The organism is Nocardia sp. NPDC059154 (assembly GCF_042755705.1).
Classification (GTDB): Bacteria; Actinomycetota; Actinomycetes; order Mycobacteriales; family Mycobacteriaceae; genus Nocardia.
This window is the reverse complement of record NZ_JBHZCS010000031.1, coordinates 57,309-70,533: the sequence shown is the minus strand read 5'-3', so window position 1 is coordinate 70,533 and position 13,225 is coordinate 57,309. Positions and strand designations below refer to the sequence as shown.

The window sequence follows — 13,225 nt, the reverse complement described above, 5'->3', positions numbered from 1 at the left end:
AGCGCACGGCCTCAGCCATCCGCGAGGTGAGCCGAGAGGGCAGCGGCCTCGGCGCGCAGCAAGGCGGCACGGTCCGCCCCACCGGAGAGCGCATCGTATTCCCCTGCGGCAGCGAGACGGTCGTCGATCTCAGCGCGCACGATACCGGCGATATCGGATTCACTGAGGTCCCGGCGGGCACGTTCAGCCGCGCCCAGCCCCACAGCACTGGACTCGATGGCCCCGGCACGAACATCGGAACCGTCCACAGCTTCAGCATTGTCGATAGCGCCCAGAGCCGAACGAAGCGCCGCGGTGGCATTGCGATCGCGAGCCTTCATCGCCACGGGCAGCGCGGCGCGCAGACGTTCACGCAGTGAGGATGGGTTCGTCATGATCATCGACGCTACCCGCTACGGTTTCGGGTATGGCGCTGCGGTGGTGGGGCGTCCGGGACCGAAACACATTGTCCGAAGGGGCGCCTGGCACGGCGGGGACACATGCACCTGGAGGCGATCCTCACACCACAGCCCCGCCGCTCGGTCCAGCAACCACACCTCGACCAACTCGAATACGTGTTGACGCCGTAATCACCGGCCGCACCTACGATTTCGTCCCGGAAACCCGGCTACGACTGCCCCAGCACGGTCCACTCACCGAGGCCGAAACCCCGCTCATATGGATGACCGTGCCCGGAATGTACGGCGGCTTCAGCATCAAGCTGTCCCAGCCGGGCGCGACACCGGAACTGACAGTCGAAAGCTGGTGCCGAGTCGTCGGCGGATCCGGGCAGCGGCATGTGGCCCGCCCCAACAGATTCGACCTCGTCGACATGGGATTCGTCTGACCCATCCCGCAGCGAGCCGCGCGTCGTCGTGCTGTGCGCCTTGCGACAGCGGCATTGTTGATCTCGGTTATGTGCTGCGGGAACGCTGGGGATGTGCCCGAGGAGCCCGCCGCAAATGCATGCGGCGGGCCGCAGGGGACACCCGAGCCGGGAGGAGTGGATCGGCTAAAGGGCTGCGGGGGTGGCCTTTTCGCGTTCGGCGAGTTCGGACTTCCAGCGGCGGAAGCCCTCCTCGGTGCGGCCGCGCCGCCAGTAACCGGAGATGGATGCCCAGTCGGCGGGGACGCCGCGGTCCTTGCGGATGTAGGGGCGGAGGTCGTGCATGACGGCCTGTGCTTCACCGTGGATGAAGACGTGCACCTGGCCGTCGCGCCAGGGGGCGGAGTGGACGGCGGTGGCGAGGCGCACTCCCGGTTCGTTTTCGCCGCGGTGAATCCAGGTCAGCTCCACACCCTCCGGGTGTGCGAAGGCGAGCTCGTCGGCTGGATCCGCGACCTCCACGAATACTTGCCCGACCGCGTCGGCGGGGAGCGACTCGCAGGCCGCGGCAATGGCGGGGAGTGCGGATTCGTCGCCGGCCAGCAGATGCCAGTCGGCGTCGGAACGCGGGGCGTAGGCGCCACCCGGGCCCATCAGATCGATGGTGTCGCCCGGCTGGGCGGCGGCGGCCCACGGTCCGGCGACGCCCTCGTCACCGTGGTAGACGAAATCGATGGCGAGCTCCTGCGCCGCGCGATCCACCTCGCGCACGGTGTAGGTGCGCACGGTGTCGCCGCCGGCACCGGGGAAGACCAGTTTGACGTAGGCGTCGGTGCGGTCGTTGGGCTGGAAGGACGCGAAGCCGGGGCCGCCCAGGCGGACCCGGATCAGGTGATCGGTCAGTCGGATCGTGTTCTGGACCACCAGCGTGATGCGTGTGCGCGCCAAAGGACACCTCCATAATTAGGATTACCTAAGTGACGCTAGCATGAATTCCGATAGGTCGTCGATAGTATTTCGATAGTCCGTCGGTCACCGGATATCGGCGATGAGCGCGGCCAGGGCGGCGGCCAGGCGATCGATTCCGGGACCGGGCGGGCCGCCGGGTTCGGACAGGTACAGGTCGCGGCGGATCTCCACCATCAGCGCGGTGACGCGGGGTTCGGTGCCGTAGAAGCCCAGCGGCACATAGGTTCCCGCGAACGGGCTGTTGACGCCGACGCCGCCGAAGTCCACAAAGGCCGCGGCCGCACGGGTGAGCAGATCGGGCGGCGTGTGAAAGGCGTCCGCGCCCAGGCAGATCGGCGGACGTGGTGCGTCGCCGTGCAGCTCATAGGGCAGGGGCCGAGCCGGGTAGGAGTGGACGTCGATGATCACCGCACGGCCGGTCGCCGACAGGCGATCGGCAACCAGATCCGTCATGGCCTGCGCATAGGGATGGAAGTAGCGGTCCAGCAAGGGTGCGGGATCGAAATCGCCCGCCCGCAACGGCATCCGGTCCGTGGTGGCGGTGTACACCGCGCCCATGCCGACCGCGAGCATCTCCTCGCGCTCGTCCGGGAAACGCTCCGGATCGACGACCAGCCGGGACAGCCGGTTCACGAATTGCCATGGCCGGGTGGGCGACAGGCGCGCGGCCGCGCCGGCCAGCCGCGCGGTATGGGCGTCGGTGATGGCGTCGAGCTCTCGGTCGAGCGCCGCGTCATCGAGCAGCAGCTCCGCGCGGACAGCGGCGGGAATCGTGCGGGCGGAGTGCGGAACATGCAGCACCACAGGCGAATCGTCGGCACCGGGCAGCAGTTCGGCCGAGTCGGGGATTCGCATGACGGTCAGGCGCGCGGGTGGGCTTGGTCGTGCACCTTCTTGAGCCGATCGATCGACACGTGGGTGTACAGCTGTGTGGTGGCCATGCTGGCGTGGCCCAGGATCTCCTGCACCACCCGCAGATCGGCCCCGCCCTCGAGCAGATGGGTCGCGGCGGTGTGACGGAAACCGTGCGGGCCCATATCGGGTGCGCCCGGAATGGCGGAAACCACCTCGTGCACAACCGTTCTGGCCTGCCGCTGGTCGATGCGCCGGCCCCGCCGGCCCAGCAGCAGCGCACGCCCCGACTCCGGGGTGGCGAAGGCGGCCCGACCGAACCGAAGCCAGTCGTCCAGCGCCTGCTCGGCGGGCACACCGAACGGCACCGACCGCTCCTTGTTCCCCTTGCCCAGCACGCGCACCAGCCGCCGTTCCCGATCCACATCCTCGATGTCGAGCCCGCACAGCTCGCTCACCCGGACCCCGGTCGCGTACAGCATCTCGACAATCAGCCGATCCCGCAAGGCCATCGGATCATGCTGCGCCGCACCCGATTCCGCCGCCGCCATGGCCGCCTGCGCCTGCTCGCGCCCCAGCACCGACGGCAGCACCCGATGCGCCCGCGCCGACCCCAGCCGCGGCCCCGGATCCACCGCCAGCCGCCCCGTGCGCGTCAGCCAGGCCGTGAACGTCCGAGCCGACGAGGCCCGCCGCGCCATGGTGGTCCGCGCCGCGCCCGCCGCCGCCTGCGCCGCCAGCCACGACCGCAGCAACGCCAGATCCACCTCCCCCACACCGGAATCCACCGCCCGCCCCAGCAAATGCTCCAGCAACCCGCGCGCATCGCCCACATACGCCCGCGCCGTATGCTCCGACCGATTCCGCCCCAACCGCAAGTGCCGCCCGTACTCGGCCAGCAATGCCTCCAAATCCTCGGGCAGCTCACTCATCCGTCCACGCTGACCCGAATCCCGCCACATATCAAGCACCGTTCACGCAGAGTGTCGTCCTGCGTGACCCACCCGATTGCTCGGACAGGGTTGGCCCGCAACCGCAGTTTCGGGTCTTCCCGTGGCGATACCACTGCCCGGCGAACCGGGTCTGACATGGTTTCCATCGGGCATGTTTATCGTCCCGCCGCAACTCCGCGTGGACTCCAACACCGCCAAGTTCCTGGCGGCGTTGAGATCACGATCCAGCACGAGACCGCACCGATCGCACACGAACACCCGCTCGGACAGGGCCAGTTCGGCTTTCACCAACCCACACGACGAGCAGGTCTTGGAACTGGGATAGAACCGATCCGCCACCACCAGCTTGCCCCCATTACGGCGGATCTTGTAGCCGAGCTGGGGGCGCAACTCGCAAAACCCGGCATCCCCGGCACGACACAACAGCCCGAATAGCCGACACACCAACAAGATCCGCCAACTCGTTCTCAGCTCTTTCCGAACAGCAGCACGCACCGACCAACACGACACACGACAAACACCAGATAGCTCAGTGCCGTCGCCTACGTCTTTTACAGATCCGAACCAGCTGGATCACAGCAATCACCGATGTTGTTCATGGGCGGCGACGATCGCGGTGGTAGTTGAGGTCGTGGGAGGGTTCGTGCGGTACCAGCCGTTGCCATCGCAGGCGACCAAGCCCGCGATCTCCAGTGCGGACAGAGTGGCACGGACCGCGGGCAATGGGAGGCCCGTGTCGGCGGCCAAGCCTCGAGGGAGGCGGGAACCGGTGCTGGGGAGGGCGGCGAAGACCAGAGCCTCGTCGCCGGAGAGATTGTCCTCCGGGCTGGGTGGGACCGCGCCCGGCAGGGACAGGCGCAGCGGCCCGGCTTCGTCGAGGATGTCCTCGGCGCGGGTGGCGATGAAGGCTTCGCCCTCGCGGATCATGCGGTGGCAGCCGACCGAGGCGGCCGAGGTGACCGGGCCTGGAACGGCCATCGCGGGCCGGCCGAGCCGGCGGCACCATTTCACCGTGTTGCGCGCCCCGCTGCGCATCCCGGCCTCCACCACCACGACACCATCCGCGAATGCCGCTATCAGCCGATTGCGGGCCAGGAAATGGTGTTTGCGCGCGGAGGTACCGGGTGGGTACTCGGTGACGACCAGACCGGTATCGACGATCTCGGCCAGCAGCTGATCGTGCTGCACGGGATACGGCCGATCCGGACCGCAGGCGAGCACGGCGATCGTCGTACCGCCGACGGCCAGCGCGGCCCGGTGTGCCATCCCGTCGATCCCGAACGCCGCCCCGGATACGATCGTCCACCCCCGCGCCGCGAGCTCACCGGCGATCTCGCCGGTCGCATGATTCCCGTACCCGGTGCTGCACCGCGCCCCCACCACCGCGATCGCCCGCTCGGTGGTCTCCAGCAGCGACCGCGGCCCCCGCACCCACAACACCAGAGGCACAGCCGCATCCGCATCCTGCGCCGGATCCAACTGCCCCAGCCCGAGCATCCTCCACGCCGGCCACTCCGCATCGTCCGGCGTCACCACCCGCCCACCCAACCGCTCGATATACGCCAAATCCCTTTCCGCCCGGTCGATCCCCCGCCGCAGCTCGGTAGGCCCCCGCAACACCTCGGGCAATGCACACTCCCGCACCGCCCGCGCCGCCTCCACCACCCCCACCGACCCGATCAACGCCGACAACGCCGCACAGGGCCCCTCCACCACCCGCGACAAATACACCCAAGCCAACCGCCGCTCATCCGCACTCCCACCCCCAACTGCCCCGCCGACAGCGCCTTTCGCGCCGTGCTTCGCCCCCGTCCACCCGGAGCCCCGGCCGAATTCGCTGACGTGACCGGGTGCGCGTGACCCGGAATCGGTGATGCAGACCGAACCAGACCGACCAAGCCCGGTGTCGGTCGCATCGGCAGCGCTTCGAGAGGCAGGCGCGACCGGTGCTCCCGCCGCCACATCCTCTGCGGCCGAATTGGATTCGTGGCGTACACCAGTACGCCGCATCGAATCGGGGTTGTCCGTCGTCTCGCTCATGCTCCACCTCGCTGTCGAAAGCTCAATGCCTGCAGGACGTCCTGGGCGCTGGGCACATCACCGCCACGCAAGTCACAGACGGTCCACGCGACTCTGATCGCGCGGTCGGCGCCGCGGGCGGACATACGGCCGTGCAGGAGGGCGTTCTCGACCGGGGCAAGCGCCTCACGGGGCAACCGGAAGCGTTGGCGGAGAACGTGGCCGGGCACCTCCGCATTGGTGGTCATGCCGAGTTCGACCCATCGTTCAGCGGCCGCGTTCCGTGCCGCCGTCACGCGGGCGCGCACCTCCTCGCTGCTCTCGACCTCGTCGCCGGTGAAGGCTCCGGCGGCCTGAGCGTGCATCTGCACCGAGAGATCGATGCGATCCATCAGCGGGCCAGAGAGTTTGCCGAGGTAGCGGCGGCGGGCCAGGGGCGCACAGATGCAGTCGATATCGCGGGCGGGTGCGCACGGGCACGGGTTGGCCGCGAGGACGAGTTGGAATCGGGCCGGGAAACGGGACACCCCGTCCCGGCGCGCGATGCGAACCTCGCCTTCCTCCAAGGGAGTTCGCAGCGCCTCGAGGACCTTGCTGCCGATCTCTGCACACTCGTCCAGGAACAGGACGCCGCGATGGGCGCAGCTGACCGCCCCGGGCCGGGCGGACCCCGAACCGCCGCCGATCATCGCCGTGACCGACGACGAATGATGGGGTGCCACGAAGGGCGGCGCGGTGATCAGCGGGGCATCGTCGGACAGTGTGCCCGCCACCGAGTGAATCGCGGTCACCTCCAGGGAATCCCGTTCGCGCAGCGACGGCAGCAAGCTTGGAAGCCGTTGCGCCAACATGGTTTTCCCGATGCCGGGCGGGCCCGTCAGCAGCAGGTGATGCCCGCCCGCCGCGGCCACCTCCAGGGCCCAGCGCGCCTCGTCCTGGCCCACCACCTCGCGCAGGTCCCCGATCGATGTCTCGGCCGTCGGCTGGACCGGATCGGGAAGCGCGAGCTCGCCGCCGCCACGCAGCCAATCCAGCAATTCGAGCAGGGTCGATGCCCCGAGGACGCGAATGCCGTCGACCAGGCCCGCCTCGGGCAGGGCGGCCGTCGGGACGATGACCGTGCGCCGCCCCGCGTTCCGCGCCGCCAGTACCGCCGGAAGAATGCCGCGCACCCGGCGCACGCGGCCGTCCAGTGCCAGTTCACCCAGCAGTACCGACTCCGAGAGACGATTCGACGGGATCGCTCCGGCCGCGTCCAGCACGGCACCGGCCAGAGCGACGTCGTACACGCTGCCGACCTTCGGCAGCGTGGCCGGGGACAGGGCGAGGATGACGCGGCCGTCAGGCCACTTCTCGCCCGTATTGGTGACGGCGGCGCGGACACGGTCGCGGGATTCCTGGAGGGTGGTGTCGGGGCGGCCGACCAGGTGGACCGAGGGGAGGCCCTGGCCTATGTCGGCTTCTATTTCTACGAGTTGGCCCTCCACGCCGTTGACGGCGACGGAATAGGCTCTGCCCAAAGGCATTTCAGAACACCGCCTTCAGGTGGCGGATTTCCGGGGTGCGGCCCGGAAACAGGAGGACGGCGACCACGTCGAAGCGGATGCGCAGGTATGGGCCGTTCTGTTCGCGCAGCCAGCGGGCGGCGAGTTCGCGAATGCGGCGCTGTTTGAGGTAGGTGACGGCTTCCTCGGGTGGACCGCAGGTGAGGGTGCGGCGGGTTTTGACCTCGACGAAGGCCGTCACCTCGCCCTCTCGGGCGATGACGTCGAGTTCGCCGAAGCGGCATCGCCAATTGCGGGCGACGATCTCCATGCCGGCGGCGCGGAGAAAGTCCGCGGCCAGTTCCTCCCCCTGCGCTCCCAGCGCCAGATGCTGTGCCATTCAGCCAGCATGGCCGGGCCCGTGACGGACCCGGCCATGCCGAACTGGGAAAACAGTGAGCCTGGGGATAACCTGCGGCCTGTGGACTAGTCGGGAAGCCGCAGGTCGGTCTTCTCCAACTCCTCGATATTCACGTCTTTGAAGGTGATCACGCGAACGTGCTTCACGAAGCGCGCCGGCCGGTACATGTCCCACACCCATGCATCCGACATCCGTACCTCGAAGTACACCTCGCCATCGGCGTTCTGCGGCCGCAGTTCGACAGAATTGGCGAGGTAGAAGCGACGTTCGGTCTCCACCACGTACGAGAATTGCCCGACGATGTCCTTGTACTCGCGGTACAGGGATAGCTCCATCTCGGTTTCGTACTTCTCGAGGTCCTCGGCGCTCATCGGGTGGAACGTCCTCCTTGTCGCCCAACTGGGTGTAGAGACATCATCCCGCATACGCCGTGTCGGTAGCCACTCGGCCGGTCTCCCGGACGTTTCGCCACGAACGGCGGTGCTCGGGAGTGATGCCGAGACGGGTCAGCGCCTCATTGTGCTCGGGGGTGTTGTAGCCCTTGTGGGCAGCGAATCCGTAGCCCGGGTATTGCTCGTCCATCTCCACCATGATGCGGTCACGGGTCACCTTGGCCAGCACGCTGGCCGCGGCGATGCAGGCCGCCGAGGCGTCGCCGCCGATCACGGGCAGCGACGGCACCGGGATACCCGGCACCCGGAAGCCGTCGGTGAGGACGTAGCCGGGCACCGGATCCAGCCCGGCCACCGCACGCCGCATGCCCTCGATATTGGCCACGTGGATGCCGATGGCGTCGATCTCCCAGGCCGGGACGACCACCACCTCCCAGGCCAGCGCGAGCCGCTTGATGATGGGGAACAGCTGTTCGCGGGCGTTCTCGGTGAGCTTCTTCGAGTCGTCGAGACCGGCGAGGGAGGCGTAGGCCTTGGGTGGCAGCAGGCAGGAGGCCACCACCAGCGGGCCCGCCGCGCAGCCGCGCCCGGCCTCGTCGACGCCCGCGACCGGACCGAGGCCGCTGCGGATCAGCGCGGCTTCCAGGGTGCGTAGCCCGCCCGCCTGCCGCATGACCACGCGCGGCGGCCAGTCACCGCGGTCGATCCGCTGAATCTTCTTGCCGCCGCGCGCCTTCCGGCTCACACCGGGCTCGGCGACCCTCGCCATCTTCCCCACCGGTCGATTATCCCGCGATTCTCGCCTCTACTGCGGGTCCTGCGCCCGGACCGGACCCATCCGGCTCGGCGGCCAGATCTTGAACACGGCCTTGCCGCGCACATCCTTCACCGGCACGGTGCCCTGCAGCTCGTCCTTCATGTGGTAGCGGGAGTCGGCGGACTCGGCGCGGTTGTCACCCATCACCCACAGGTTGCCGGCGGGCACCTTGATCTCGGGGAAGGCGCGACCGCCCGCGTTGAACTGCACGTCCGGGTGCTGAGGGTCGAAGGGGTTGTTGAACTTCACGTACGGCTCGTCGAGCGGTTTCCAGTCGGCGCCGGGGCTGTCGTCCTTGACCAGGATCCGGCCTTGCGCGTCACAGCATTTGACCGATTGCCCACCCGTGGCGATGACCCGCTTCACCAGATCGTTCTCGTCCGGCGGCACCAGGCCGAAGAAGGACAGGAAGTTCTGGACCCCGCGCACCACGGTGTTGGAGGAGCGGATCGACTTGTAGTGGCTGTTCCACGAGCTGGTCGGGCCGACGAACACCACCACGTCGCCCGGCTCGGGATCGCCGAAGTAGTAGCTCAGCTTCTCGACATAGATGCGGTCGCCGGTGCAGCCCGCGCAGCCGTGCAGGGTGGGTTCCATGGACTGCGAGGGAATGACGTAGGGCCGGCCGATGAAGGTCACCAGCAGCGCCACGATCAGCGCCGCGAAACCGATCAGGATGGGCAGCTCCTGCCAGAACGGGCGCTGCTTCTTCTTCGACTTCGGCTGGGGTGTCTCGGGCGCCTCGGGCGTCTTCGCCCCATTGCCGTTGCCGGACCCGGACTTCGTCACCGACTCGCTCTCGTCTGCCACCGGAACAGAGTAGCCCGGCACCGCGAAGAACCATGCGGTGCCGGGCTACTCGTTGTCGGCGAGCCGACTGTCGATCCTGCCCCGAGCCGTTCACCGGCTCAGCGGGAGCTGCGACTACTTCAGCGCTTTTCCTTGATCTTGGCGGCCTTGCCGCGCAGATCGCGCAGGTAGTACAGCTTGGCGCGACGCACGTCACCGCGGGTCACGACCTCGATCTTGTCCAGGTTGGGGCTGTGCACCGGGAAGGTGCGCTCCACGCCGACACCGAACGAAACCTTGCGCACGGTGAAGGTCTCGCGGATGCCACCGTTCTGGCGGCGGATGACGACGCCCTTGAAGACCTGGATGCGCTCCTTGTTGCCTTCGATAACCTTCACGTGCACGTTGACCGTGTCACCCGGGCGGAAGTCCGGGATGTCGCTGCGCAGCGAGCTTGCGTCGACGAAGTCGAGGGTGTTCATGTCCGTCCTTATTGGAGTTCGCGCGAACAGAGGAACCTGGCGGCTACCCGGTGAGGGTGCTCTACCGGTTCGTGCTCCGGATATTTGGGCGGTGCCCGGGCACAGCGCGCCCAAAGCAACCTGAGCATTGTGCCAGACGCCGGGATCGCGCGGTTAATCGGCCCCTACGTGCGGGTATTCGCGCGGGTGAGGGCGGAGGCGATGTCCGAGACCAGCGGCGGGTAGTCGGTGGCGCCGGTGATCACCTGCAGGAAGACCAGCCGGTCCTGCTCGTCCGTCGCGGCTTTCAGACAGTGTTGCAGCTCGCCGACCGTGGTCGCGCGGAGGGTGAGGACCGACTCGGCGTCGCCGCCGAAGGCGTGCGGGAGTTCGGGCCAGCGCCACGGGGCGATGTCGTTGTACGGGGCGGCCGGGCCGTGGATGGCGCGTTCGATGGCATAGCCGTCGTTGTCGACCAGGATGATCACGCCGTTCAGCTGCTCGCGGATCCAGGTGCCCAGCTCCTGGATCGAAAGCTGGGCCGCGCCATCGCCGATGACGAGGACCGCGCGACGGTCGGGGCAGGCGATGCCCGCGCCGAGGGCGGCCGGGAGGGCATAGCCGATCGAGCCCCACAGCGGCTGGCCGAGAAAGGTGATGCCGGTCGGCATGCGCAGCGTGGCCAGTCCGAAGAAGGCCGAGCCCTGGTCGGCGACGACAATGTTGCTGTTGCCCAGCGCTGCCGCGACCAGGGGCCACAGGGCGGCCTGGGTGAGCGGGGCGTCCACGGCGGGCGGGGCATCCGGGGCGGCGGCCGCCGGGGCGGGAATCGGTGCGGGAGCGGCGAATTCGGGGGCCAGCTCGGTGAGGATCTCCAGGGCCGCGGTGAGCGACAGCGGCGCGAAGGCGTCGACTCCCCCGATCACCGTGCGCTCGGGACCGATATCGATGGTGCGGTGCGGGTCGATGCGGTGGCTGAAACCCGCGGTGATGCTGTCGGTGTACTGGACCCCGACGGTCACCAGGCGGTCGGCGTCCTCGACGGCGGCCCGTACCTGCGGCGGGGAGGCCGCACCGGTGTAGACACCGAGGAAATTCGGGGCGGATTCGTCGACCACGGTCTTGCCCCAGGCCAGGGTGGCGTGCGGGAGTCCGTGCGGTTGTCCCGGGGTCGGGCCGACCAGGGTGCGCAACCGGTCGGTCGCTCCGACCCGATCGACGAAGATATCCGCGAGGACGGCCACCCGCCGGCCGCCGAGGAATTCGCGTGCCGCCTGCGTGAAGGCTGCCCGCGCGCCCGCACTCGAGAAGTCGGCGGGCGGCGCCAGCGGCGTCGCGGGCGGGGACACCTCCACCCGCGCGGTATCGGTGGCCAGCATGAGATACCCCGGACGGCGATGCACGCGAACCGAATTCAGCACCCGGTCGATCTCCTGGCAGGCGTCGGCCGCGCCGAGATCGGCCTGCGCGCAGGTGACTTCGGCGGCGATCCGGCGGAAGTGGTGGAAGTCGCCGTCGCCGAGGGTGTGGTGGATGACGCGGTGACCGGCCTGGATGTCCTTGGCGGGCACGCCGACGATGTGCACGACGGGCACATGCTCGGCGTAGCTGCCCGCGATGGCGTTGACCGCACTCAGCTCGCCCACGCCGTAGGTGGTGACGACCGCGCCGATGCCGCGCAGGCGGGCGTACCCGTCGGCGGCGTAGCCGGCGTTCAGCTCGTTGGCGCTGCCGATCCAGCGGATGTCGGGGTGGGCGATGACATGGTCGAGGAACTGCAGATTGAAATCGCCGGGAACGCCGAAGATTTCGGTGACGCCGAGTTCCCGGAGCCGATCGAGCAGATAGTCGCCGACAACGTAGCCCATGGCTCAACCCTGGCACGCCGACCGACAGTCAGCAACTCATTGGCTATCGACCGATTCCGGGGGATGCTCTGCGGACTGGGGCTCGAGGGGCCGATCCCCGTGCTTGCGCCCGTGCATGAGGTGCGGGTGGGCCGAGGGCGGCGCGTGCGGGGCCGGGACCACGGTCCGGGCCAGCTCCTCCTCGGCGGCGCGGAGCACGTGCGCGGCATCGGGCTTGCCCGCCAGCAGGTCCTGCACGAAGATCTTGGCCCGGATCATCGGGCGGCGATAGCGGCGCTCGCGCCGCACCGCACGCCGCATGAGGCCCGAGCCGGAGGCATAGCGCCAACGCGCCCAGGGTGCGCCCGGGCGGCTCAGCCGCAGCGCGCCGATGACCAGCAGCGGCGGGAAGAACATTCCGAACAGACCGGTCCAAATCTTGCCCTTGGCAATGACAATGGCCGCCAGCAGCAGATTCCCGAACGCGAACCCGATCGTGAACAGCCGCTCGGGCACATTCTGATCGGTCCGGAGATCACGGATATTGCCGATGTTCAGCAACCACAGCGGATGGAAACCGAGCAGCAGCAGCCCGGTCACGGCAAGGGCCACGAACACCGCATCGACCGAGGTGCGGCCCTGCTCCTCCCAGTACACGTCGCGCAGGTAGTAGATGAGCGCGAACTCGTCGAGAACCAGCGCCGCGCCGAGCCCGAACACCGCGGCCAGCGCACTGGTGACGCCGACGCTGCTCTGATACAGCGTCACGAACCCGACGCCGGAGCCGAGCACCAGGATCACCCCGAACACCATGTGGTGGATGTGCACGTCCCCGGCCCGCACATTGCCCGGCCACCAGCGCACCTGTTTGCGGATGAGCCGCACGCTGATTCGGATCAGCAGGAACCCCACGATGAACCCCAGAAGCAGGCATGCCAATGGCATTCTGCCGTGTGCCACCACGACATCTTCCCACCACCGATGCACGTGCATGCCCCTGTCGCCTCCGAAACCCTCGTGCGAACGCCAACCCCCGCCACGCTACCCGCGCCGCCCACCCGCACGGAAAGATCACATGCGGTCGCGACGTGATAGAGCAACCTTCCAGCCACCATCGAAATGGCGGCTGCCGGTGACTAGGCTCACACCATGCGACTGAGTACACGAAACCAGCTCGATGGAACAGTCACCCAGGTCACCCGCGGCGAGGCCATGGCGGTGGTGCGCATCCGCCTCGCAGGTGGTGACGAGATCACCTCCTCCATCACCCGCGACGCCGCCGACGACCTGGGTCTCGCCGACGGCAAACCCGTCAAGGTCCTCATCAAATCCACCGAGGTCTCCCTCGGCGTCGAATAACCCACCACGAGCACGCCGAGGCGCCCCCGAACCGGGACCGCCTCGGCGTCTTCATTT

16 protein-coding genes are annotated in these 13,225 nt (G+C 68.4%); 2 read left to right on the top strand and 14 right to left on the bottom strand.

Going from position 1 to position 13,225, the window contains the following annotated elements:
* Window positions 1-11 precede the first annotated feature (11 nt).
* The gene (locus tag ACFXN1_RS25820) at window positions 12-374 is read right to left on the bottom strand and encodes a hypothetical protein (protein ID WP_379438723.1); all 363 of its coding nucleotides are present in this window, start codon (window positions 372-374) and stop codon (window positions 12-14) included.
* 287 nt (window positions 375-661) lie between these two features.
* Here ACFXN1_RS25820 and ACFXN1_RS25815 point away from each other — a divergent pair, with 287 nt between their 5' ends.
* Window positions 662-826: a hypothetical protein gene (locus tag ACFXN1_RS25815; RefSeq protein ID WP_379438724.1), complete on the top strand. Its 165-nt coding sequence runs from the start codon at window positions 662-664 to the stop codon at window positions 824-826.
* A 165-nt stretch (window positions 827-991) separates the two neighbouring features.
* Here ACFXN1_RS25815 and ACFXN1_RS25810 read toward each other — a convergent pair whose 3' ends face one another.
* The 13 genes from ACFXN1_RS25810 to ACFXN1_RS25750 all read right to left on the bottom strand — a co-directional run bounded on the left by ACFXN1_RS25810 (window position 992) and on the right by ACFXN1_RS25750 (window position 12,802).
* Window positions 992-1,753, bottom strand: coding sequence for a siderophore-interacting protein (locus ACFXN1_RS25810; RefSeq protein WP_379438726.1), 762 nt, complete (start codon window positions 1,751-1,753; stop codon window positions 992-994).
* Window positions 1,754-1,837: 84 nt separating this feature from the next.
* Window positions 1,838-2,629 carry an N-formylglutamate amidohydrolase gene (locus ACFXN1_RS25805; RefSeq protein WP_379438727.1) on the bottom strand — a complete coding sequence of 264 codons (792 nt, stop codon included), beginning with the start codon at window positions 2,627-2,629 and terminating at the stop codon, window positions 1,838-1,840.
* 5 nt (window positions 2,630-2,634) lie between these two features.
* The gene (locus ACFXN1_RS25800) at window positions 2,635-3,558 is read right to left on the bottom strand and encodes a tyrosine recombinase XerC (protein WP_379438729.1); all 924 of its coding nucleotides are present in this window, start codon (window positions 3,556-3,558) and stop codon (window positions 2,635-2,637) included.
* A 42-nt stretch (window positions 3,559-3,600) separates the two neighbouring features.
* Window positions 3,601-4,023: a zinc ribbon domain-containing protein gene (locus ACFXN1_RS25795; RefSeq protein WP_379463685.1), complete on the bottom strand. Its 423-nt coding sequence runs from the start codon at window positions 4,021-4,023 to the stop codon at window positions 3,601-3,603.
* A gap of 138 nt (window positions 4,024-4,161) precedes the next feature.
* Window positions 4,162-5,319, bottom strand: coding sequence for a DNA-processing protein DprA (dprA, locus tag ACFXN1_RS25790; RefSeq protein WP_379438732.1), 1,158 nt, complete (start codon window positions 5,317-5,319; stop codon window positions 4,162-4,164).
* A gap of 296 nt (window positions 5,320-5,615) precedes the next feature.
* Window positions 5,616-7,124 (bottom strand): YifB family Mg chelatase-like AAA ATPase, encoded by a 1,509-nt coding sequence (locus ACFXN1_RS25785; protein WP_379438734.1) that lies wholly within the window; start codon window positions 7,122-7,124, stop codon window positions 5,616-5,618.
* A gap of 1 nt (window position 7,125) precedes the next feature.
* Entirely contained in the window at window positions 7,126-7,482 is a 357-nt protein-coding gene (locus tag ACFXN1_RS25780; protein ID WP_379438735.1) for a YraN family protein, read from the bottom strand.
* Window positions 7,483-7,568: 86 nt separating this feature from the next.
* Window positions 7,569-7,874, bottom strand: a complete 306-nt coding sequence (locus tag ACFXN1_RS25775) for a DUF2469 domain-containing protein (protein WP_040859817.1) — start codon at window positions 7,872-7,874, stop codon at window positions 7,569-7,571.
* Between the two features lie 43 nt (window positions 7,875-7,917).
* A complete protein-coding gene (locus tag ACFXN1_RS25770) occupies window positions 7,918-8,673 on the bottom strand; it encodes a ribonuclease HII (protein ID WP_379401137.1) in 756 nt (251 codons plus the stop codon).
* Between the two features lie 27 nt (window positions 8,674-8,700).
* The gene (lepB, locus tag ACFXN1_RS25765; RefSeq protein WP_379401136.1) at window positions 8,701-9,522 is read right to left on the bottom strand and encodes a signal peptidase I; all 822 of its coding nucleotides are present in this window, start codon (window positions 9,520-9,522) and stop codon (window positions 8,701-8,703) included.
* A gap of 119 nt (window positions 9,523-9,641) precedes the next feature.
* The gene (gene rplS / locus ACFXN1_RS25760; protein ID WP_033086110.1) at window positions 9,642-9,983 is read right to left on the bottom strand and encodes a 50S ribosomal protein L19; all 342 of its coding nucleotides are present in this window, start codon (window positions 9,981-9,983) and stop codon (window positions 9,642-9,644) included.
* Window positions 9,984-10,147: 164 nt separating this feature from the next.
* Window positions 10,148-11,830, bottom strand: a complete 1,683-nt coding sequence (locus tag ACFXN1_RS25755) for an alpha-keto acid decarboxylase family protein (protein WP_379438736.1) — start codon at window positions 11,828-11,830, stop codon at window positions 10,148-10,150.
* A 36-nt stretch (window positions 11,831-11,866) separates the two neighbouring features.
* Window positions 11,867-12,802, bottom strand: coding sequence for a hypothetical protein (locus ACFXN1_RS25750; RefSeq protein WP_379438737.1), 936 nt, complete (start codon window positions 12,800-12,802; stop codon window positions 11,867-11,869).
* A 156-nt stretch (window positions 12,803-12,958) separates the two neighbouring features.
* Between ACFXN1_RS25750 and ACFXN1_RS25745 the strand changes: the two genes are divergently transcribed.
* Entirely contained in the window at window positions 12,959-13,168 is a 210-nt protein-coding gene (locus ACFXN1_RS25745) for a TOBE domain-containing protein (protein ID WP_354837704.1), read from the top strand.
* The last annotated feature ends 57 nt before the right edge of the window (window positions 13,169-13,225 follow it).